Genomic DNA, 20,818 nt, shown 5'->3' with positions numbered 1-20,818 from the left:
GGACACATTTTAGTAGAGACGGTTAAGCCATTTTTTCTTTTGCTAATTCTTCAAATTCCTGTGGGGTTAGATAGTGAATCGAGCTATGGATTCGATTTCGGTTATAAAATCCTTCAATGTAGCTAAATAGCGCTCGATTTGCTTCTTCAAAATCTGAGTAGCTAGTCGTGTAGACTTCTTCTTTTTTCAATGAGGCATGGAAAGATTCGATTCCAGCATTATCATAAGGTGTTCCTTTTCTACTATAAGAATGCCTTATTTTGTTGGTTTTAAGCCATTGTTCCACTTCTCTTGCTGTGTATTGGCTGCCCAAGTCAGTGTGTAGAATCATTCCTTCTGGAATGTGATAATGTATTTTTGCTTTATTCAATGTTTGAATGACACAATCCACAGTCATTCGTTTTGAAAATGTATAACTAATAATTTTTTTCGTGTGTAAATCCATGATTGAAGATAAGTAACACCAACCATTTTTCTTAGTAGGAATGTACGTAATGTCAGCTGCCCATTTCTCACAGATCGTTTCAGTAGAAAAGTCCTGATTTAAGAGATTCTCTTTTAAAATGATCGGTTTATTAGACCTTTGAGGTCTATATTTTTTAACTACAATCGACCTTAAATTTAATTGTTTCATTAGCTTTTGGACATGTTTAAGAGATACTGAAATCCCTTCTTTTAATAAAACTTGATGGATCTTTGTGGCACCATAGCGTTGTTTATTCGTAAAAAAAATTGTTGAAATCTTCTTTTTCAACTTATTATTTCTGATTTCTGTAGCTGTCAACGGTTTATTCTTATAAAAATAATAGACACTTCTAGGGATTTCTAATAACCGACACAACAAAGAAACAGTGTAATCCTTACACCATTTTTCAATAAATTGAACAAGCGAATTTAGGTTTTCCGAGAGAATATGGCTGCGGCTTTTTTTAAGATTTCAAGTTCCTCATTTAAACGAGCATTTTCTTTTCTCAGTTCAGCTACTTCTTTTCCAGTCAGTCCTGTGGACTGATCAGGTAAATATAAATTCTTCCATTTGTAAATCGTTGCTTCAGATAAGCCATATTCTTTCGCTAACCCTCGAACAGAACGTCCAGTTTGATTCAGTTCAATAATCATTTGTTTAAAATTTTCTTCATATCGGGTCATAAAAATTCATCCTCTCGTAGATAAGTTTAATTTATTCTTGTCTCTACGAAAAGCTGTCTAAGATTTGATACTAACACCAAACTTCATAAAGTAAATCTTTTATACATTTCCACTTCTAGATGGTCATTCATGTTAGAAGAATCAAACTATTTTTTTACTGTCGTAATAATATTAAAACACTAGAACAAATCAATTAAATTCCATAAAATATAAATAATAGACCTAGCATCATCTGGTATAAAATGGATGCTAGGTCCGTTATATTTACTCAAAATTGATTCTACGAATAGATCTTCTTATCATTTCTATTTTAGTAGTCATGCGTTGTTGTTCTTCTAAAGGTGGTAATGGTATAAGTAGTTTAGATAAATTTGTACCATTTACATTTGGTTGCCCAGTTCCGTAAGAAATTTTTTCTAATAACTTCCAATATAATGGCGAGTCTAAGAAGCAGTCTACATATTCTGATAATAATTTCTCAACTAACCTAATTCGAATCAAGTAAGAAGCAAAAACAGATTCCTCACTTATTTCCTTAACCAAGAAACTTTTTCCCATAGTTCCTCCTGTCCTTGCTATCAAAATGTCATTTTCTTCTAATCTTAAATCAATTAGTTTAGAATTACTAATATCACAGTAAGGCACACTGGACCAATTTACACGTCCCTCTTGTATATCTGTGATTCTCAAAAACTTAACATTGCCTTGTTTTTTCGCCGAATCTGTATAGCCATATTGAATCTTAGTAGAAATACTTCCTAAATAAACCCATAGTCGAACATCGCTAGATGATTTTTCTTGTCGTTCTTTATGAACAACAGTGATCATCTTGAGTTGTCCGACTATTTTTTAGTTGCAGCAATCTTTTTGGGACGCTTATTTGCATGAAGCAACGTTGCTAAGTCTAGTAATAAAACATTGGCTAACACAGGATTGGCTTTCTCGCGATACGCTGCGGCGCCACTTTCAAACAATACTGCTAGACGATCTTCTACAACAACGATTTGTTCCAAATACGGTGGAAATTTGATTCGTTTTAGGATCCGGCTAGGAGAGTCCCGCTCGGACACTAAGAGTTCCGAGGTATAAGGACCATAAGAACGACTGGCTAAGAGATAATGGCCATAAAAAGCCACACCTTGAATCTTATCAGATGTTTTTCTGCTCATTGTCACGGTTGGTTGGATTTTGTCTTTGCGGCGAATTGCTGTTTTCATTTCAGCTATCGTCGGCAATAGATAGAAAGTCAACTGTCCTTCACCTTTTAGTGTGAAGTTGCCAGATACCAGTTGATCATTGTTTTGAGTCAAATACGATGCTTGTGGAATCTCTGAGAGATCAGTTGTCAGCCAATAAGCGATTGGCTGTCCCGTCTCTTCAGATGTATCTGCTAAGATATCGATCAAACGTAAAGCGGCTACTCGTCCAGTAGCAGATCCTGTGATTGTCAACCATAAAAGTTCCCGTTTTGTATCATATACTAAGCCCCCTACATGTGGCCGTTTAGGTAAAATCAGCAGTTTGATCGGCTGTCCTGTTTCTCTATCCAGTACATGAATAATAGAATGATGCTGATGGTCATAGCAGTAGGCAGAAATAAACACAAAATCTTGAGAAAAAGCCAACCCTTGCGGCGTCATCCATTGACAAACCTCATTTTCGCCGGTTTCCGGCACCACCATTCTTGTTTCTGTTAATCCAGGAATGTTATATTGTTTTGCTTCAGCCTTTTCCCAAGCTGCTTGAACAATAGGATACCGTTTTAACTTTTTTTCAATATCCTGATGTATCCGTTGCTGCTTCCAATGCTTAAACTTTAGGACATAGTAAACAAGGAGGCCAATGACCAGCAACACTAAAATCATTATTGCTACCCGCTGTGTCATTTTTTTGCCTCCTTGTTCTATTCGATCAATCGTACATATACCGCTATTAATTACCGTAACTACATGTTTCTTTTACTAGCGTTTCTTTATAGGATCTTTCATAATCTCATTTATAGTAACATTAAGAATCCCTTATTCTACTATAGTCACTTCCACATCAATATTGCCTCTTGTTGCTTTAGAGTATGGGCAAAATGCGTGGGCTTCTTCTGCGATTTTCTCTGCTTGGTCCTTCTCAAGTCCTGGCAAAGAAACTTCTAAAACAACCCCGATTTGGTAGCCCCCATCTTCTAATTGAAATAAAGATACCCGTGCTTTGACTTCAGAATCAGACTCAAGATTATTTTCTTCCAGCATGTGTTGAACCGCGCCGTTGAAGCAAGATGCGTATCCAGCCGCAAAAAGTTGTTCCGGATTTGTCCCTTCACTATGGATTCCTGGGCGGTCGATCTTCATGTGCATACTTCCGTTTGGTGCCTCAACCTCGCCATCACGGCCTCCACGATTGATCATTGCTGTTTCGTACATTTTTTTCATTGAGATCATCCTTTCTTTCGTCGTTCTATATTAAGTGTAACGAGTATTTTTTAATCTGACAAAGGTAATGCTTGCATTCGGCGACATCAGTTAGACAACATCGATGATCAGTGATAGAAGCAGTTTATCTATACAAAAAAAGAAGCAGCGAAAAGCTGCTCCTTAAGATAATAGGTAAAATTGCTGATATATTTGACGATTAACCTCTTGAACGTCCCAAGAAAAATGATACTACAGCAACAACGATGATCGCACCAATGATAGAAGGAATCAAAGCCATTCCTGCTAATTGAGGACCCCAGCTACCTAACAATGCTTGTCCAATTGCTGAACCAACTAAACCTGCAACGATGTTAGCGATCCATCCCATTGATCCACCTTTATTTGTAATTGCTCCGGCAATCAAACCGATAATAGCTCCTACGATTAATACCCATAACCAATGCATAATTTTCTCTTTCTTTCTGTGAAATATTTATTACACATATTATGTTACGCTTCTTCTTAAAAATACACAAAAATTTTGCTCTTAAAAAAACAAAAAAATTTAAAACGTTGTTATATTAAGGATAAGTCAACTTTTTTGGAATCGTTAACACTCACTGCAAGAGGTCAAAAAAACTGCCGCAGCTCTTTGAAAGCGTTTCGATCAGCAAAAAGTTATTTTCTGATAAAGGGTACCTAGACTATGTACGATTTTCTTTCATTGTCTGCTTTCAACCGTCATCTTCCCTATGAATAAAAGCAATCAAAGAAACCTGATTGTCGTACACACCTCATTCACTACATCCTTCTGATGAAACATCAAAACAATTGGCATTCCTTTGATTCTGCCTTTTGTATTTGAAACCTGCTTCCCCTCACTATGTAAAAGGATTATGAGAAAAAGCAACGATAGAAGTGAGCGTATGCAATAGCGAGTAAAGTAAAATATAAATTGTTCGGATTGTACCCCGGCCTTTCTTCTTAATATTTTTCATTTCTCGCTTCTCCCCTCTGCTTATTGGACAGTCTTCGCGATTGTGAAGTCACGAAAAAAAGCAACTTTGCCCAGCGTTCAATGCTAGACAAAGTTGCTTTTTTATTTTGTTTTTGAAAAGTCTTTCTTTGAAAGATAGACAGCAGTAAGGATGCCTACTAAGACAGCTAACCCAAAAACTAGAATCGTTCCTATCGTGTTATCCTTCCCAGGCAGTCCGCCAGTGTTGATCCTCCAAAGTCCAGCAATCAATGATGGCACTGCAACCACTAATGCTGCTGAATCTAAATATTTCATCAAATGGTTCAAATTATTGTCCATCATATCCGAGAATAGACCACCGATGGTTTCCAATAAATCGCGATAGATCGTGACAAGCTTGTTGGCAAATTTCTGTCGCAGTTTAATGTCGTAAACTAACGATTCATTATCTAATTTGTCTAAAAACTCTTTTCGTTCCATCAAGTGATTCACTGTAAGATTCTGATCTTTCAACGTGTGATCCAAATAAACCATATCTCGTTCTGTGTCTGCCAGATTAAATAGTTCATTATTTTCGGTTGTTTTACGGGCAGCCGCATCCAATTGGTCGATTTGCTTTTTAATCTCTTTCAACCCATTGATATAGTGGGTATAGATCATTAATGTGGCAAAAGCAATGATATCCTCAAAATGTCGAAGCTCACTTCCATGTTTCTCGATCAATCGCTCAACGAGATTCGATTCTCTAGAGACATAGGTGATCATCAATCCTTTGGAAAGAATAAATGTGACAGGTTCAAGGCGTTTTTCAATGCGTTCTTGATGATTTGAAGAAAGATCGATCAATGTATAAAGAAACGGATTGTTTAATTTAGTGTCTCGTAAATGTTCTAATCGAGAAACTTCCTCTGGTTCATCGGAGCCAATAAAAATATCTTCCGGTAAATCAAAAAGTGTCAGCAGCTCTTTTTTTTCTTCTTCATTTCCATGTTTGACTACCAACCAATTATAGTCTTCTTCGGATGATTCTCTGATTTGGTTCTTTTCGATTTTATAGTACGAATACATTTTGCCTCTCTCCTTTAACTCCTTCACTTCTCTTCAACTATCTAATGGCGACTGCTTTTTGTCAAGAAAAAGCGCTATTTCAACGGTTTTTATTAATACGGAAATAAAGCAAGCGTTTGATCAGACCATTCTAAATAAACGTGAGAGAATATTTTTGGGCCCAATAAAAATCATTTTAGAGGAGGACAACTATGTTTCTACATCAGAAAGAACTACAGTTCGAAGCAAAACCAGACAAACCAAATCCATTAATTGCGAAGTATCTTCAAGAATTGATCGGTGGCCAGTATGGCGAAATGAGTGTAGCAATGCAGTATCTCTTCCAAGGTTGGAGCTGCCGTGGAGAAGAAAAGTACAAAGATATGTTGATGGACATTGCGACAGAAGAAATTGGACACGTTGAAATGCTTGCTACAATGGTTGCTCGTTTATTAGAAGGTGCACCGGTAGAAGATCAAGAAGCCGCAATGAAAAAAGACCCAGCAATTGGCGCAATTATCTCTGGAATGAATCCACAACATGCGATCGTTGCTGGCTTAGGACCACGTCCAGCTGACAGTGTCGGTAATCCATGGAGTGGCGCTTATATCATTGCCAGCGGTAATTTACTGGCAGACTTCCGTGCCAATTTAAATGCAGAATCACAAGGACGATTACAAGTCGCTCGAATCTATGAAATGATTGATGACCGTGGAGTTAAAGACCTCTTATCCGTGCTATTAGCTCGGGACAGCTATCACCAAAACCTTTGGGCACAAGCTGTCAAAGAACTTGAAGAAAAAGAGGGTACAATCTTAGTACCGAGCACTTTCCCTCGTAATGAAGAACGGTTAGACATCGCCTATGACTTTTACAATTTCTCTGAAGGAGATCAAAGTAAAGAAGGCTCTTGGGGAAAAGGAAAAGCACTTGATGGTGAAGGTGAATACCAATGGCTTTCTACACCTAAAGTTGAAGGCAAAGCGCCAAAACTAGATCCTGTCACACCAAAAATGTATGGCACGCCACCTGAAAAATAAATTGATCGAAACGAATAAAAAGAGCAATGATTCCATTCACAAGAAATCATTGCTCTTTTCTTGTCTTATTGAGCAAGTTGGTTACCTTAAAGCTAAAAAAGCGTTAGAGTAGAATGTATAAGAAAAAGGAGGAATCATTATATGAAAGCACCTTTACTTACACTAAATGACGGCAATATGCGCCCAGCCGTGGGCATCGGTACCTATCAAATTCGCGGTGGCGAAGGCTTAAGCCAGTTGCAAGCAGCGATTGCAGATGGCTATCGTTTGATTGATTCGTCAACGAACTATGACAATGAAGGAATCGTCGGTAAAGCGATTCGCCGATCCGGTGTCCCTCGTTCTGAGTTTTATATCACCTCAAAATTACCAGGAAAATATCATGGATATGATGATGCACTGACCAGTATTCAAGAATCGCTGGCGCGCATGGGATTAGATTACTTTGACGCCTTTTTGATCCACTGGCCACTGCCTAAACGCGGCAAGTACATTGAAGCGTGGCAGGCGTTAGTGACTGCGCAAAAATTAGGTTTGATTCGTTCTATTGGTGTATCTAACTTTGAACCTGAACATTTAGATGCCATTATTGAGGCAACTGGTGTCACACCAGCCATCAATCAAATCGAGATCCATCCTTACTGGGTCCAAGAACAAATGGTAGCAGAAAACAGAAAACGTGGGATCATTACTGAAGCATGGAGTCCATTAGGTCGCGGCAGCGCGGCGCTCAAAGAATCCATCATCACTGATCTAGCAAATAAATATCAAAAATCTGCGGGTCAAGTCATCTTACGCTGGCACGTCGATCGCGGGATTCTACCACTACCAAAATCCCGAAACCTGAGCCATCAGCGAGAAAACTTAGCTATTTTTGACTTTGAATTGACTGAAGAAGAAATCAATGCAATCAATCGCTTGAACAAAGAAGATGGACGTATTGAAGGTCAAGATCCGAATGAATATGAAGAATTTGAGTAAAGTGAGACAGCATAAAGCTCCTGAGGGATTTCATAGGCTCACATCAATTATAGGAATTGGAATGGTCACAAAAAAAGAACTGCGAGATGACTTGCCCCAATTGAATTCCTTAGATCTACTAGCAGCAAGGCTCTACTGAAGTCTTGCTGCTATTTTATGAGAAGTAAAAACTTCTGACACGATCAGTTTTCATTTGGATTATGCTTTTCTCACAGTTCTTTTTCTGAGTTAAAACTTCTGTACAATCAGCGTTACAACTGATAATGAATGGCTTCTTTGTATTGTTCAAACAATGATTGGTTCAATTCATCGCCGCCATCCATATTTGCGGAATAAAAGATGGGCGGATAATCGATTCCTGCTTGTTTCAATTGTTGGCAAACTTCGACGATAATGGTATTAAGGATCGTAGCGCCAATCACCGTTGAAGTAGGCCCCACTTTTTGATCCATCCCCTTAATCTGACAACCTGCATCACCAATTTCTCCATGATTATCGATTACAAGATCAGCGACTTCAAACAGACGAAGGCCCGAAGAATGGCGGCTAGTGACTGATTGCGAATACGTTTTGTTTGTTAAAGCGATAATTTTGACGCCTTTTTCTTTTGCCGCTAGTGCTAAATCGATTATGACAGGATTACGACCTGAAACTGAGTGTAAAATCAGCACGTCTCCTTCTTTGAACGGCTGGATTTCCGCTAATGCGGTGCCGTAGCCTTCTAGTCGTTCCATTTTGCTAGTAAAAGTGATGGGACTGCGATCCAACATCAGTTCTCGTCCAAAGATCGCATTGATCGTCATCATCCCTCCCGCGCGATAGTACATTTCTTCTGCCAAGATCCCCGCATGACTAGCCCCAAAAATATAAATCGAATGCTTTTCTAGATTTGCTGTAGTCAAGAGACGAATTGCCTCATCGATTGCATGCTGTTCCTTTTTTTCAACGGTTTCTAGTAATGCATGAATTTTATCAACATATTGATACATATTAAATTCCCCCAAATAGACTGCCGAGACCACGACCAATGATTCCCCAAAGTGATATGTCATTGCCACCAAAGATCAGAATCCAGTTTTGAATCGTTGTGCTGAATAGAACGGCAGATACACCAACTAACAAGACCATCACAAATGATGCGGCAATGGTACCAATGACTGCGCCACGCAAGCCGCCTTGTCCTTCTCCAATAACTGCTGCGCCGCCACATTCAAAGAAACTGGTGATAACTAATGGTACGATCAAGATTCCAAAAACATTCGTCGTATTGACAATGATCACAAGGATCGTTGAGGTGATCATAGCTACGATAAAACCAATAATCACGGCATTCGGACGATAATTGAATAGGATCGGTACATCAAAAGCTGGTTTGGCTCCAGGGACGACTTTTTCAGCAATCCCTTGGAAAGCTGGAATAATTTGGTTGATCAATAGGCGGACCCCATAAAGCATGATCAAGAGTCCTGCGCCAAAGTTCAAGCCTGCTTGAACAGCAAACATGACCAGATTCCCACCTTCTGGGACAAGAACTGGTGCGATAATTCCTACAACAATATTCATCAAAAACATCACCAAGGCACCTGTAATGGAAATCTCACGGAAAAAGGACAGGTTTTCTGGCACTTTTAAATCTTCTGTCGATTTTTCTTTGTTTCCTACTCGTTTTGCCACGAAGCCGGACACCATCGATAAGATCCCTGTAGGATGTCCAATCAAGAACGAATCATCGCCAGTGGCATCCCAAACATATTTCCGCATGATCCAAGGCATAAATGACCAATAACAAGCAGATAAAACAGCTCCTAAAATCAATAATGGAATCCCCGACATTCCACCTTCAACCCCACCAGCAACGATCACAAATGGGAACCACCATAACATATGACCCGTCAAGAAAATCGTCTTAACTGGTGTAAAACGAGCAATCAATAAGTGCAAGATCAATCCAAAAAACATAGCTAACCCAACAGTTCCCCCGTATTCTGCTGTGAAGGTCACATCAGAAAGACCATCGGCTACTTGAACCCCCAACTGTGTCTGAACCGCTGTGTTGATTGGTGCGATCGTTCCCGTCAGCATATTGACCCCTGCGGTCAATGCTACCATCCCAAAGGCTGCTGTCAACGAGCCTTTCACCACTTCGGCAAAAGGTTTTCGTTGCACGATCAACCCGATCATTGCAATCAGTCCGAGCAATACTGGCGGATTCTTTAAAATATGATCTGTGACAAAACTCATGATTATCCCTCTCTTTCAGCTAAAAACTTTTCCATTTGCATTTTGACTTCAGCGACATCCATATATTTTTTGATGGGATAGACAGGTGCTTTGACGGAAGCTTGCAAATCATTCAATAATTCGTGGCTTGTAAAATAAACATCTGCAGGAGTTGCTTTTGCAGTAGACAAATCCGTATTCTCAGCAGTCGCCTTCAGCCCCAGCTCCTTAATCACCTTATCGATCGTCATCTTTAACACCATTGAACTTCCAACACCAAATCCACACACAGCTAAAATTTTCATCTTCTTTTCCTCCTATTGGAATAATTGGCAAATCTGTTCTTTGTCACCATTCAAAATAAGTTGATACTTTTCCTGATCCATAAACACTTCCATGATTTCCTGCAAACTTTCCAAATGACTTTGATTGTCTTTTGCAGCTAAAACAAGGAAAATACGGACCGACTTGCCAGCTAAATCGATTTCGTTTTTAGTCACTAGCAAACTCATCCCTTGATGAAAGACACCTTCCCCCGGACGAGCATGCATCAATGCAAAGTAATCAGCCAATACCATATACGGGCCATTCTCCTCAACGCTATGGATCATATTAGCGACATATTGTTGATCGATGGCTTTTTCATTTAATAGCGGCTGACTCGCCAATTGAACTGCTTCTTGCCAAGTGAGGATTTGATTCGTGGTCTCGATATGATCCTCAGGCAGTAATTTTTTTAAATTGATCATGATTTTACCTCCAACATTTTTGAAATGAACCATTCTTTGTCTTCGATCCCTTGCATGATCAACTTCATGACAGGTTCTACTTCTTGGGCCTCATCTTCTCGTATCATTAGTAACACGATGATATCGACTTTTTGGTTGCCCCAATCAACAGGACGATCCAAAATCAATACAGAAAAGGTCGTTTTTGAAACAAACTCAGGATTGCCATGAGGTATGGCAAAACCGTTATCTAAATAGGTCGACTGCAATGCTTCTCGTTCTAAGACGGAACGCTGAAAGTCCGTACGCTGATTTTCCGACGAAAAGTCATTTTGACTGATCAGAAAATCCAGTGCTTGTTCTTTGGTCTCAAATCGTTCAAAATAAATCTTCGGTGCAATCAACATCCGTGTATCTTGCAGGATTTTCACCTTATCCGCAATCGGTTCATTATCAATAATCAAATCGATATAGTGATTCATGATCCGCTTCATGTCTCGATTGGTCACCATCGGCGAGATGCGGACGACTGGTTTGGAAACATCAGGTAAATCGATCGTGGAAATAATGAAATCGATGGCAGAAATATCCATCTCTTTGAGCTTAGCGACAGAAGCGGTTTCAATACTATCGACATTAGGCAATATTCGACGAATCTTGGCAGAAATAAATGAACTGGTGCCAACACCGTTCGGACAAACAAAGACGATTTTATTCAATTGCCGCATCCGTTCTACTGCAGCTTGAAAGTGAATCGAAACAAACCCGATTTCATCCTCAGATATTCCAATATGGTAGGCCTTTAGAAAGTCGTCCAAAGAGAACCAAACGACCCCATACAACGCCGGATAATGCTGTTTGATCTCATCTAGCAATGGATTGACTACAGTAGTTTGGGCCTCAATGCGTAAAAACAGCTGGTACAAATGAATCGTCAAATCTTCTTCTAAGCGACTATCCTGTGTCAAATCGATCTGGATGCCTTCACTGACTTTCTGAATCAGATTTCTGACTTTCCCTCGAAAAGAGAACGGAATCGATTCGTTCTTCATAAAAAAACGTAAGCCACTACCTACAATGAGATAGGTTAGGTACTGAACTTCTTTCGATGAAAAATGGTAGATTTCTTGTTCTTCAATTTCTTTCAACAATTCATAAATCAACGGATACTTGTCAAATTCCAAAAACAATTTTCCAAATTGGCGCTTCTCTTCTATATCCAGCTGATTTGCCTGATTCGAGCGCTCGACAATCAGCAAGATCGAAACAACGATGCTTTGGATGTAGCTTTCTGGGATCTCCATTTGCTTTTCGGTGATCGAATGGCGAAAAGCCGCATTTATCTTTTCAAATAATGACACATTTGTCAGAACAGAAAGGTTCTCCCCATGCTCCACAGTAAGGAGAATGAATCGCTTCAACATTCGTTGGATTTGTGACTCGCTTCCTTGAAAATAAGTGCCTGAATTATCAAAACGCAACAGTAAATTTTCTTTGACAAACAGTGTTTTTAGATAAGCGATATCCTTGGCGATACTGCTCCTAGAAACATAATACTCATCAGAAAGTTGCTGGTAACTCAAGTGCTCCCCATTGATCAGCCGCTTAAAAATTTGCATGCGTCGGTCTTCGATCAAAGAATAATTGTTTTTCATTTGCTCACCCTCTACCTTTATTCTAGTGATACCTTAACAAATATGAAGACCAATTGTTAGATTAAAAAATGATTAAAAGGTGTGCACACCCTTTCCCTTGATAGCAATATCGGTCGTTTGTTCCGCAAAATCGCTTCAAGCAAGCCAAACTTTTCTCATCTTCCTCGTTTTCTCTTATAATAAATGTAAACAGTCAAATGAGGAGGAAACAAAATGAAATGGCGTGGGGGTAGACAAAGTTCCAATGTGGAAGACCGCTCTGGTCGTTCCGCAGGTTCAGGAGGAAAAATAATGGTCGGCGGTGGTATCGGTACGATTGTTATCGCAGTCCTCTTTTTTCTATTCAGTGGGGGTGATTTAAACTCCGTCACAGATATTTTAGGAGGCGGACAAGCCGCTAATTATCAAACAGAAAATGTGGCTTCAGACGAGTATACAGAGGAAAAAGAATTCTCCGCTGTCGTCTTCGGCCATTTGGAAGATTATTGGAATGGTGTTTTTGAAGCAGAACAGACTACGTATCAAGATCCTAAACTGGTTTTATTTACAGGAAGTGTTCAATCGGCTTGTGGGAATGCAACTTCTCAAGTTGGTCCCTTTTATTGCCCTGCCGATCAAAATGTTTATCTGGATCTCAGCTTTGCAACAGAACTTTCTCAAAAGTATGGGGCCAGCGGAGATTTTGCCATGGCCTATGTCATTGCTCATGAAGTTGGTCATCACGTACAAAACGAACTTGGTATTACACAGCAACTCGATAAGATCCGCCAACAGGTTTCTGAAAAAGAATACAATCAATATAGTGTTCGTTTGGAACTACAAGCGGATTATTTAGCCGGTACATTTGCCAAGTATCTACAAGGAAAAACTTATAACGGCCAACCGATTTTAGAAGCTGGTGATATCGAAGAGGCTATCACAGCTGCTAATGCCATTGGTGATGATACGTTACAAAAGGAATACCAAGGATATGTCGTACCAGATAGTTTTACTCATGGGACTTCAAAACAACGAGTTGAATGGTTCAACCGGGGGTTCAAATATGGTGATTTGGAGCATGGAGACACCTTCAATGAAAAAAACCTTGATTTGGTCTACGGATCATAACAAAAACGTTCCTTTTTAGTCACTCTTTTTTCACATTTGGGCGGTATAGTTTATTCATACCAACAAACCCTAACTTTTTCATTTTACTCCTTGCCTGCCAGTCCCCGCTGGCAGGCCCTTTTTTTTCATGGTGCTATTTTAGTTTTTTTTAACCTTTGGCCTGTTTTTTTCTTTAAAACGCTAAGGGTTGATCACAATTTTTTCATATTTTCCGGTTACTATATAAATAACCCAACAAACAACCCAACTTTTTCATTTTTACTCCTTGTCTGTCAGTCCCCGCTGACAGACTTATTTTTTTTCTTGCCAAAATTCTCAAAATGCGCTAAGGTTATTTATGCGCGGAAGTGGCGGAATGGCAGACGCGCACGCTTCAGGCGCGTGTGAGTATATCTCGTGTGGGTTCAACTCCCATCTTCCGCATTTTGAGCAGATCATCTTGGATGATCTGCTCTTTTTTATGTGTTTCTTTTGTCTAAATAAAGAAAAAAGCTTAAGCTATATAAATTGAGTTAAATTGTATTCGTTTTTCCTCCTATAGGCGTATACTAAAGAAAACACTTGAGGAGTGGGGAACATGGAAACAGAACGCCAAATCCGTGAATTGGAAAAAGCGATGAATACGACAGACAACCGCCGGTTGTACGAGCGTTTCCTGGCAGTCAAGTTGGTTCTTGAAGGCCACACCCGGAAAGAAGCCGGGCACACCATCGGCCGCGACGAGCATACTGTCAGCCACTATGTGAAAAACTACTGCCATAATGGAATCCAAGGTTTAGTCTCCAAAAAACAAAGCGGACGACCTTCACGGCTGACAGATGAACAGGAAGCGGAACTGGTCCAAATCGTCGCCTACCACACTCCGGAGGAAGTAGGTTTCAAATCCCGTGCCAATTGGACATTGGCGATTGTGTGTGACCTGATTCTCCGGGAATGGAGTTATGGATATACGCAAAAAGGCGTGGCGGACCTACATAACTTTCCCCCTAGATATTACGAATATCCAGGGGGTGTTATTGCATGCGTAACAGCCTATGCTAATTTACAACATAGATCGAAGTGGCTTAGCTCTAAAAAATAAGCCGCATCTTTGTCAGATACGACTGTTTAGCATTGCTCATTCAATTAGTTGATGATTTTTTCATCAAATTTCAGATATAGTTGAATATTTCCTTTGTTCAGCTTATCAAATGTCACTTTATCAATGAATGTTCGATAGATTTCCTTGTTCTCACTCTTGAAACGATTGGCTAACAACTTTTCAACACTTGCTCCTTTGTTTCGAAATGGAGGCTACTCATCAAAAAGAATAAATTCACGGTACTTTCTAGAGAGTATTGATAGCAAAATATTTAATCCAATCATTGAACGACTTCCTTCAATTAAATTGCTTGGAAGCTCTCTTGTCTCATAATATAACAAAAAGTCGGAATGCTCGCTGAGGAAATTTTTTCCCAGCTCAGTAACTCCGCAAAGTGGAATTCGGTTCATATTCAAATTTTTGATTGTTGATTTGATGCTTGGTGTCTCACCGCTTAGAGACGTAACGATCACAAAATCATCTTTTGTCAAAGTATGGCTTAACATTTCAAAGTTTGTTTCACCTGAAATTAACATGGCTGGTCGTCCCGATAAAATCAAATCGTTTACAAAGTCTTTTGAAAAGTTATTTTGCGTAAAGCCTGTCGCATAGACAACTACTGTTTTTGCCGCTTTTAGCTGTTCTAATATCGGTTGGAAATTTGTTTGGTCCGCTAATTGAAAAGTTCGGTTGATTTCATCTTTCAATAGTGCGATAAGATCTGTCGGTGGAATAACCGATTGAACGATGCTCTGTTCAAGAGAATATTTCATTTCAGAATACCCACGAAATCCCAATTTTTTTGCTAAACGTAAGACAGAACTTTTAGAAGACAATAATTGTTCTCCCAATTCTACAATGGACATGTGAACTACTTGAGCTTTATGCGTACGAATAAAAAAAACCATATCTTTTTCATTATCTGAGAGCAAATCAAAGTTTAGTCGAACATTTTGTTCAAAATCCATTTTCTCACCTCTCATATATACAGAAGGAATTTCGGATAAAACTTGCGCTGTTTTATCCGAAATTCTTTCTTATTGCCCAAATTCTAACACAGTTTTTACGTGCTTGCTATATATGATAAACAAGTGCTTCGTAAGGTCGTAATATAAACTTATCTTCCAATTCAGATGGTGATTGCTCATAATTTGATAGAAGAAGAACCCCTTTTCGACCTTGCAATGATTTAGGTAATTCATAGGGAACAGACTCTTTTGAAAAAGAACAGATCACCACTAATAGTTCATTTTTATACTCACGTATATAACCAAACACTGCTGAATCATTCTCATTGATCAATTTATACGTACCATGCTGAATGATTGGATAGTTTTTACGCAGTGAAATCAGTTTTTGATAATGATAAAAAACTGAATTTGGATTTTTTAAAGCATCTTCTACATTGATTTGTTGATTATCTGGCGAAAAAGAGATCCAAGGATCACTGTTCGAGAATCCATACCCTTTTGAATGATCCCAAGGCATTGGTGTTCGTGCGTTATCACGAGATTTCAAATAAATAGCACGTTTGATGTACTCATCACTCTCGCCTTCTTCTTTCATCTTTTTATAAAAATAGTTTGTTTCAATGTCTTGATACTCATCAATTGAAGAAAATGGAACATTTTTCATTCCAATTTCTTCCCCTTGAAAAATAAATGGGGTTCCTTTCATCATGTGAAGTAGTGTTCCTAACATCTTACTAGACTCTATCCGATATTCGTTTTCATCACCAAATCTAGTAACAGCTCGCGGTTGATCATGGTTACTCCAGTAAAGAGAATTCCAACCATCTGAAAGCGCTTCTTGCCACTCACTTAACGTAGCTCTTAAATCGCTAAGCTTAAACCTTACATCTGAAAACTTTCCATACTTTCCATAATCAAGATGCATATGATCAAAATGAAAAACCATATTTAATTCTTTACGCTCAGGAAACGTATAAAGCTGTGCCTGTCTGCTATTTGTGTTCGGTGTTTCACCGACAGTTAAGCTGTCATATTTACTCAAAACTTCTCGATTCATCTCTTGTAAAAATTCATGCACTCGCGGACCGTTGGATGCTCCGACATAATAAGACTTTGTATAGGGCATGCTATTTGGAGCATCAGGATAATCAGGATGCTTGCTAATCAAGCTGATAACATCCATTCGGAATCCATCAATTCCAAGATCAAACCATTTTTTCATCATTTTATAAATAGACTGACGAACTTTCGGGTTCTCCCAGTTTAAATCTGGTTGTTCTTTTGCAAAACAATGTAAGTAATACTGCTTTCTACTCTCAACATACTCCCAAGCCGACCCGCCAAATGTCGATCCCCAATTCGTAGGTGCACTCCCATCTTCTTTGGGATCTTTCCAAATATAATAATCAGAATATGGATTTTCTTTATTTTTTTGTGATTCTATAAACCAAGCGTGCTGATTACTTGTATGATTGACGACAAGGTCTAAAATAACTCGAATATTCAGTTGATGCGCCTGTTCCAATAATCTCTTAAAATCTTCTAACGTTCCATAATTTTCTGAAATTTTCTCATAGTCTCGAATATCATATCCGTTATCAATTAGCGGAGAGTCAAAAATTGGAGTTAGCCAGATAACATCAACCCCTAACTTTGCTAAATAAGGTAATTTTTCAACGATCCCCATAAGATCTCCGATGCCATCATTGTTTGAATCCTTGAAACTTTGAGGATACACTTGGTAGACAACACTACTTTTCCACCATTCATTCATCCGTTACTCATCCTCCTCATCAACGACTATATTTTTTAAGTAATCATTGACATAAACCAATTGGTCTTGTGCTTCTTGGATTGCCTCACGGATGTGGTTGTCTGTCAATCTTTTGTTTAATGTATTCAATAAAATTGTCAATACCACAGGTAGATTCATCCCGGTAATCAGATAGACATTAGGTTGATTGATATATTTTATAAATGCTTGATTGACTGAACCACCTAGCATATCAGTAAAAATCAATATATCAGTATCCTCATTGTCTCTTACCATTACTTCGTTAATCTTTTCTTCTATAGGTGAGTTATCAATATAACCTGCGATTGCAGTTATTTCACCAACATTCGGTAAAATATATTGGACAGTATCTTTCAATCCTACAGCTAAATTATGATGACTAGCAAAAATAATTTTTTTCATTCTTTATTCTCCTTAAACCTTTAAAATACCGAAAAATGATAGAATCAATGCGAATATGATCACTGAAAAAATAATTTGAATGACCGTCATTTTTTTTGAAGCTATCAATTTATAAACAATAATTGTTAAAACTGCAGGTAAGAGTGCTGGCATGATTTTATCAAGAATTTCTGTTTGAATAGGTAATTTTACTTTTCCAGATTGAAAAACCACTGCAACATTCATTTTTACAACAGATGGAATCAAAGCTCCAACGACTGTCAAACCCATAATTGAAGCAGATTCTGTAAATATCGATAATTTACTTCCTAAAGCAGTCACCAACTTTAACCCTGAAGTATACCCAATCGAAAAAAGTTTAAATCGGAAGAACAAAAAGAATAGATTCAAACATAACCAAATAATGGCACCAGTCGGATTTCCTTCTAGACCCATATAAGCTGCAATCGAGCCCATAATCGTTGGATAAAGGACCCAAACCAACGTGTCTCCCACACCAGCTAAAGGACCCATCATCCCAGTCTTAAAACTTTGAACTGCATCTAATGAACTGACTCCATCTTTTTCTTCCATTGCTAAGCTGGCACCTAATAATAAATTCGCCATCCAAGTCGTTGTATTGAAATATTTAAAATGGTTATTCAGAGAAGCTCTGTAGTCTTCATCATTTGGATAAATTTTTCTTAGTGCTTTTTCAAGTCCATAAACAACTGCCGGACCTTGTTGATTTTCGTAATTGAAGATATTACATGCCATAAACATATAGCGAAATGCTGCTCTACGTATATCTTTCTTTGATAATTTATTTCCTTCATTATTCATCAAAATCATCTCCTTCATCGACTATATTGGCAGCTACAGGTGATGCCGTCTCTGCTTTTTTTATTTCTGTCGTGAAAAAGTAATACGCTAAAGCAAAGCCGACGATTGAAATTCCCAAAATAGGCATGTTTAAATAGGCGGAAAGTACAAAACCAATCAAGAGCATCGTCATATATTTTTTCACCGGCATAACTTGTAGAAGTAATGCTATTCCGACTACAGGCAACATGCTTCCAGCAATCGATAATCCATCTGTAAACCACTTAGGCACAAAATCTAAAATCAATCGAACAATTCTATCACCAAAAACAACACACAATGCAGTTGGAATGGCTGTAGATAATCCGAAAATCACTGGTCCTAACCACAAAATCTGATTCATTTTCTTAAAATCCATTTTATTTGCTGCCTTTTGTGCCGCATGAGTAACATATGTGTTCAATATTTTAGCCAACACATCTAATTGAATTCCCAGCATCCCAACAGGAACACCTACTGCTAATGCAACAGCTTTTGCTTCTTCAATATTATTTGTGGTACGGATGGCTACGTAGATACCTACAAGAGCAGCTAAACCCCAGTTAGGAACGGACGATCCCCCAATATTCGCTACACCCAAAGCCATTAATTGAAACGTACCGCCAATAACCATTGCGGTTGTCATATCTCCCATAATCAGCCCTGCAAACAAAGCAATCATGATGGGAAACCATGTTGTAATGACCAATCCTTGTTGATCTAATACAACCCACACTGCTAAAATAATAATTAAAATTCCTTGGATAATTTCCATTCCAATTATCTCCTTTATTTTATTCTCACATCTAATGGTTCTTCAGGATCTGAAGGAACAAAATGAAAAGTAACTGGTATTCCCATAGCCTCTAATTTTTTTAAATCAGCAATTTCTTGTTCATCAACTGAAACCATTTTTTTTACTGTTTGTTTCCCTTCACCATCAAACATGATCCCGATATTCACTTTTGGTATATCGATACCGTTCTCAGCTAGTTTTACTAATGTACTCGGTTCTTTTACGATCATAAGCACATTATGACTGTCATACTTGCCAAGTTTGAAATTAATAATAGCTGTATCTGTATCAATAATTGACATCCCCGTTCCAGCTGGCTTACTCATTCGCATTGCTGCTTTTTGTGTGTCATCCTTACTGACTTGATCATCTACGACCATCAATCGTTTTGCTTTTGTCGCACCTGCCCACTGTGTTACCACAATACCGTGAATCAATCGTTGATCGATTCTTGCTAATACTAATCCCATATCTATCGTCTCCTTTTTTGTTATCGTTTACATCCCAAAGTATATCTACGCCTTGTTACTTTAACAATAGTTTTAGAAGTATCAGGGAAACAGTCGTTATCTTAGGAAATAGTTTCTTTATTAAGAGAAATTTCCCACAAAAAAATAGCCCAACCATCGATTAGATGACTGAGCTCCCTAAATTTACGCTATCTTTTATTACTATTTACTTCTTTTTTATCGCAATCCAAATTTCGCCATCACAATCCGTCAACTCTTTTGAGAAATCAGTAAAGGAGAGTTCTGATGCTTGAACCAACTCATATTCTGAAGTTGGCAACCACTCCGCGTATATTGACCCGCTGACATCCCTAAAAAAGGTGCGAGGTGGAGAATATTTTTGATACAACTATCCTTATTTATGATATGGAGCCCCCGCATTGATCCGGAAGGCACGGTAGATTTGCTCGACAAGGATCAGACGCATCAATTGATGTGGATACGTCATTTTTCCAAAAGAGATGTGAGCATTGCTTCTTTTCATGACGGCTTCGCTGAGTCCTAAAGAGCCGCCGATAACAAAAACAAGGTGGCTTTTTCCTTGGATACCTAATTGGTCGATTTGTTTAGCAAAAGATTCGCTTGTGGGATTTTTCCCTTCAATTGCTAAGGCATAGACGTATTCTTGTTCTTTGATTTTCGCTAAGATCCGTTCCCCTTCTTTTTCTTTTACTTGTCTCATTTGCGCTTCGCTTAAATTCTCCGGGGCTTTTTCGTCAGGAACTTCGATCAATTCGATTTTTGCATAGGCATTCAGCCGTTTGACATACTCATTGATACCTTGGATCAGGTATTTTTCTTTTAATTTTCCTACTGAGATAATTTTGATATTCATGTTTTCTCTCCTTTGGTCTTCATGCTCACTTTGTTTATTATAATCAATTTTTTCGTCTATATGTTTATTTTGGCTATTTTTGTTAAAAAGATTTCCCCAACAGTTATGCACAACATCCACAGGTTTATCCACAGAAAACAGTGTTATTTTACCTTATTTCATCACATTTATTAGGCAAACATACGTTTTATAAGAATTTATCCACTTTATACACAGGCTGTGGATATGTTTTATCCCTTATTTTTCCAATCCTATCCGCGTAGTTTTACACAGTTTCT

The 20,818-nt window shown here is 38.4% G+C and carries 23 protein-coding genes and 1 tRNA gene; 5 read left to right on the top strand and 19 right to left on the bottom strand.

Annotation, left to right across the window (positions count from 1 at the left end):
• Positions 1-22: 22 nt before the first annotated feature.
• From ACIFUW_RS01310 to ACIFUW_RS01285, 6 genes are all read right to left on the bottom strand, one after another.
• A protein-coding gene (locus ACIFUW_RS01310) for an IS3 family transposase (RefSeq protein WP_098381422.1) occupies positions 23-1,149 on the bottom strand; the annotation gives its coding sequence in 2 pieces (ribosomal slippage) (positions 23-921 and positions 921-1,149; 1,128 coding nt in all).
• Between the two features lie 264 nt (positions 1,150-1,413).
• Positions 1,414-1,977, bottom strand: coding sequence for a restriction endonuclease subunit S (locus ACIFUW_RS01305; RefSeq protein WP_002301446.1), 564 nt, complete (start codon positions 1,975-1,977; stop codon positions 1,414-1,416).
• A gap of 14 nt (positions 1,978-1,991) precedes the next feature.
• The gene (locus tag ACIFUW_RS01300) at positions 1,992-3,035 is read right to left on the bottom strand and encodes a hypothetical protein (protein WP_002292292.1); all 1,044 of its coding nucleotides are present in this window, start codon (positions 3,033-3,035) and stop codon (positions 1,992-1,994) included.
• A 132-nt stretch (positions 3,036-3,167) separates the two neighbouring features.
• Positions 3,168-3,572, bottom strand: a complete 405-nt coding sequence (locus ACIFUW_RS01295) for an organic hydroperoxide resistance protein (RefSeq protein ID WP_002292291.1) — start codon at positions 3,570-3,572, stop codon at positions 3,168-3,170.
• A gap of 199 nt (positions 3,573-3,771) precedes the next feature.
• Entirely contained in the window at positions 3,772-4,020 is a 249-nt protein-coding gene (locus ACIFUW_RS01290) for a GlsB/YeaQ/YmgE family stress response membrane protein (protein WP_002292290.1), read from the bottom strand.
• Between the two features lie 633 nt (positions 4,021-4,653).
• Complete coding sequence (locus tag ACIFUW_RS01285) at positions 4,654-5,601, bottom strand: magnesium transporter CorA family protein (RefSeq protein WP_002301445.1); 948 nt, start codon at positions 5,599-5,601, stop codon at positions 4,654-4,656.
• Positions 5,602-5,792: 191 nt separating this feature from the next.
• Between ACIFUW_RS01285 and ACIFUW_RS01280 the strand changes: the two genes are divergently transcribed.
• Together ACIFUW_RS01280 and ACIFUW_RS01275 are read left to right on the top strand one after the other, a co-directional pair.
• Positions 5,793-6,620, top strand: coding sequence for a manganese catalase family protein (locus ACIFUW_RS01280; RefSeq protein WP_002301444.1), 828 nt, complete (start codon positions 5,793-5,795; stop codon positions 6,618-6,620).
• Between the two features lie 141 nt (positions 6,621-6,761).
• Positions 6,762-7,601 carry an aldo/keto reductase gene (locus ACIFUW_RS01275; protein ID WP_002301441.1) on the top strand — a complete coding sequence of 280 codons (840 nt, stop codon included), beginning with the start codon at positions 6,762-6,764 and terminating at the stop codon, positions 7,599-7,601.
• Between the two features lie 251 nt (positions 7,602-7,852).
• Here ACIFUW_RS01275 and ACIFUW_RS01270 read toward each other — a convergent pair whose 3' ends face one another.
• The 5 genes from ACIFUW_RS01270 to ACIFUW_RS01250 are packed head-to-tail and all read right to left on the bottom strand — an operon-like array spanning position 7,853 to position 12,204.
• Entirely contained in the window at positions 7,853-8,590 is a 738-nt protein-coding gene (locus ACIFUW_RS01270) for a sugar isomerase domain-containing protein (protein ID WP_002301439.1), read from the bottom strand.
• 1 nt (position 8,591) lies between these two features.
• Positions 8,592-9,842 carry a PTS ascorbate transporter subunit IIC gene (locus ACIFUW_RS01265; RefSeq protein ID WP_002301438.1) on the bottom strand — a complete coding sequence of 417 codons (1,251 nt, stop codon included), beginning with the start codon at positions 9,840-9,842 and terminating at the stop codon, positions 8,592-8,594.
• A 2-nt stretch (positions 9,843-9,844) separates the two neighbouring features.
• Positions 9,845-10,126, bottom strand: coding sequence for a PTS sugar transporter subunit IIB (locus ACIFUW_RS01260; RefSeq protein WP_002301437.1), 282 nt, complete (start codon positions 10,124-10,126; stop codon positions 9,845-9,847).
• 12 nt (positions 10,127-10,138) lie between these two features.
• Entirely contained in the window at positions 10,139-10,570 is a 432-nt protein-coding gene (locus tag ACIFUW_RS01255; RefSeq protein WP_002301435.1) for a PTS sugar transporter subunit IIA, read from the bottom strand.
• Positions 10,567-12,204, bottom strand: a complete 1,638-nt coding sequence (locus ACIFUW_RS01250; RefSeq protein ID WP_002301434.1) for a BglG family transcription antiterminator — start codon at positions 12,202-12,204, stop codon at positions 10,567-10,569. The genes ACIFUW_RS01255 and ACIFUW_RS01250 overlap by 4 nt, the downstream gene beginning before the upstream one ends.
• A gap of 213 nt (positions 12,205-12,417) precedes the next feature.
• Between ACIFUW_RS01250 and ypfJ the strand changes: the two genes are divergently transcribed.
• From ypfJ to ACIFUW_RS01235, 3 genes are all read left to right on the top strand, one after another.
• A complete protein-coding gene (ypfJ, locus tag ACIFUW_RS01245; RefSeq protein WP_169040310.1) occupies positions 12,418-13,311 on the top strand; it encodes a KPN_02809 family neutral zinc metallopeptidase in 894 nt (297 codons plus the stop codon).
• Between the two features lie 341 nt (positions 13,312-13,652).
• A tRNA-Leu gene (locus ACIFUW_RS01240) sits at positions 13,653-13,734 on the top strand.
• Between the two features lie 154 nt (positions 13,735-13,888).
• Entirely contained in the window at positions 13,889-14,392 is a 504-nt protein-coding gene (locus ACIFUW_RS01235) for a helix-turn-helix domain-containing protein (RefSeq protein ID WP_002341888.1), read from the top strand.
• A gap of 44 nt (positions 14,393-14,436) precedes the next feature.
• On the opposite strand, the gene ACIFUW_RS01230 is transcribed toward ACIFUW_RS01235, so the two are convergent.
• The 8 genes from ACIFUW_RS01230 to rlmH all read right to left on the bottom strand — a co-directional run bounded on the left by ACIFUW_RS01230 (position 14,437) and on the right by rlmH (position 20,540).
• Positions 14,437-14,568 carry a hypothetical protein gene (locus tag ACIFUW_RS01230; RefSeq protein WP_002301824.1) on the bottom strand — a complete coding sequence of 44 codons (132 nt, stop codon included), beginning with the start codon at positions 14,566-14,568 and terminating at the stop codon, positions 14,437-14,439.
• 36 nt (positions 14,569-14,604) lie between these two features.
• Entirely contained in the window at positions 14,605-15,360 is a 756-nt protein-coding gene (locus ACIFUW_RS01225) for a MurR/RpiR family transcriptional regulator (protein ID WP_002301825.1), read from the bottom strand.
• Positions 15,361-15,466: 106 nt separating this feature from the next.
• On the bottom strand, positions 15,467-17,137 hold the full coding sequence (locus tag ACIFUW_RS01220) for a glycoside hydrolase family 13 protein (protein WP_002333343.1): 1,671 nt from the start codon (positions 17,135-17,137) through the stop codon (positions 15,467-15,469).
• Between the two features lie 3 nt (positions 17,138-17,140).
• On the bottom strand, positions 17,141-17,560 hold the full coding sequence (locus ACIFUW_RS01215) for a PTS sugar transporter subunit IIA (protein WP_085811525.1): 420 nt from the start codon (positions 17,558-17,560) through the stop codon (positions 17,141-17,143).
• Between the two features lie 12 nt (positions 17,561-17,572).
• Positions 17,573-18,382 (bottom strand): PTS system mannose/fructose/sorbose family transporter subunit IID, encoded by an 810-nt coding sequence (locus ACIFUW_RS01210; protein ID WP_002301830.1) that lies wholly within the window; start codon positions 18,380-18,382, stop codon positions 17,573-17,575.
• Positions 18,375-19,175 (bottom strand): PTS mannose/fructose/sorbose/N-acetylgalactosamine transporter subunit IIC, encoded by an 801-nt coding sequence (locus ACIFUW_RS01205; protein WP_002301831.1) that lies wholly within the window; start codon positions 19,173-19,175, stop codon positions 18,375-18,377. Before ACIFUW_RS01205 ends, ACIFUW_RS01210 begins: the two co-directional genes overlap by 8 nt.
• Before the next feature lie 14 nt (positions 19,176-19,189).
• On the bottom strand, positions 19,190-19,666 hold the full coding sequence (locus tag ACIFUW_RS01200; protein ID WP_002301832.1) for a PTS system mannose/fructose/N-acetylgalactosamine-transporter subunit IIB: 477 nt from the start codon (positions 19,664-19,666) through the stop codon (positions 19,190-19,192).
• Positions 19,667-20,060: 394 nt separating this feature from the next.
• Positions 20,061-20,540, bottom strand: a complete 480-nt coding sequence (gene rlmH / locus ACIFUW_RS01195; protein ID WP_002299297.1) for a 23S rRNA (pseudouridine(1915)-N(3))-methyltransferase RlmH — start codon at positions 20,538-20,540, stop codon at positions 20,061-20,063.
• Between the last annotated feature and the right edge of the window lie 278 nt (positions 20,541-20,818).

This window comes from Enterococcus sp. PLH-Efm8, assembly GCF_053011625.1.
The sequence above is the reverse complement of the archived record's forward strand: the minus strand, read 5'-3'. Positions and strand labels throughout refer to the sequence as shown.

What these genes read in the sequence shown, in the direction of transcription:
- ACIFUW_RS01305 (WP_002301446.1), bottom strand. Translation starts at nt 1,977, where the DNA reads ATGATCACTGTTGTTCATAAAGAACGACAAGAAAAATCATCTAGCGAT.
- ACIFUW_RS01300 (WP_002292292.1), bottom strand. Translation starts at nt 3,035, where the DNA reads ATGACACAGCGGGTAGCAATAATGATTTTAGTGTTGCTGGTCATTGGC.
- ACIFUW_RS01295 (WP_002292291.1), bottom strand. Translation starts at nt 3,572, where the DNA reads ATGAAAAAAATGTACGAAACAGCAATGATCAATCGTGGAGGCCGTGAT.
- ACIFUW_RS01290 (WP_002292290.1), bottom strand. Translation starts at nt 4,020, where the DNA reads ATGCATTGGTTATGGGTATTAATCGTAGGAGCTATTATCGGTTTGATT.
- ACIFUW_RS01285 (WP_002301445.1), bottom strand. Translation starts at nt 5,601, where the DNA reads ATGTATTCGTACTATAAAATCGAAAAGAACCAAATCAGAGAATCATCC.
- ACIFUW_RS01280 (WP_002301444.1), top strand. Translation starts at nt 5,793, where the DNA reads ATGTTTCTACATCAGAAAGAACTACAGTTCGAAGCAAAACCAGACAAA.
- ACIFUW_RS01275 (WP_002301441.1), top strand. Translation starts at nt 6,762, where the DNA reads ATGAAAGCACCTTTACTTACACTAAATGACGGCAATATGCGCCCAGCC.
- ACIFUW_RS01270 (WP_002301439.1), bottom strand. Translation starts at nt 8,590, where the DNA reads ATGTATCAATATGTTGATAAAATTCATGCATTACTAGAAACCGTTGAA.
- ACIFUW_RS01265 (WP_002301438.1), bottom strand. Translation starts at nt 9,842, where the DNA reads ATGAGTTTTGTCACAGATCATATTTTAAAGAATCCGCCAGTATTGCTC.
- ACIFUW_RS01260 (WP_002301437.1), bottom strand. Translation starts at nt 10,126, where the DNA reads ATGAAAATTTTAGCTGTGTGTGGATTTGGTGTTGGAAGTTCAATGGTG.
- ACIFUW_RS01255 (WP_002301435.1), bottom strand. Translation starts at nt 10,570, where the DNA reads ATGATCAATTTAAAAAAATTACTGCCTGAGGATCATATCGAGACCACG.
- ACIFUW_RS01250 (WP_002301434.1), bottom strand. Translation starts at nt 12,204, where the DNA reads ATGAAAAACAATTATTCTTTGATCGAAGACCGACGCATGCAAATTTTT.
- ypfJ (WP_169040310.1), top strand. Translation starts at nt 12,418, where the DNA reads ATGAAATGGCGTGGGGGTAGACAAAGTTCCAATGTGGAAGACCGCTCT.
- ACIFUW_RS01235 (WP_002341888.1), top strand. Translation starts at nt 13,889, where the DNA reads ATGGAAACAGAACGCCAAATCCGTGAATTGGAAAAAGCGATGAATACG.
- ACIFUW_RS01225 (WP_002301825.1), bottom strand. Translation starts at nt 15,360, where the DNA reads ATGGATTTTGAACAAAATGTTCGACTAAACTTTGATTTGCTCTCAGAT.
- ACIFUW_RS01220 (WP_002333343.1), bottom strand. Translation starts at nt 17,137, where the DNA reads ATGAATGAATGGTGGAAAAGTAGTGTTGTCTACCAAGTGTATCCTCAA.
- ACIFUW_RS01215 (WP_085811525.1), bottom strand. Translation starts at nt 17,560, where the DNA reads ATGAAAAAAATTATTTTTGCTAGTCATCATAATTTAGCTGTAGGATTG.
- ACIFUW_RS01210 (WP_002301830.1), bottom strand. Translation starts at nt 18,382, where the DNA reads ATGAATAATGAAGGAAATAAATTATCAAAGAAAGATATACGTAGAGCA.
- ACIFUW_RS01205 (WP_002301831.1), bottom strand. Translation starts at nt 19,175, where the DNA reads ATGGAAATTATCCAAGGAATTTTAATTATTATTTTAGCAGTGTGGGTT.
- ACIFUW_RS01200 (WP_002301832.1), bottom strand. Translation starts at nt 19,666, where the DNA reads ATGGGATTAGTATTAGCAAGAATCGATCAACGATTGATTCACGGTATT.
- rlmH (WP_002299297.1), bottom strand. Translation starts at nt 20,540, where the DNA reads ATGAATATCAAAATTATCTCAGTAGGAAAATTAAAAGAAAAATACCTG.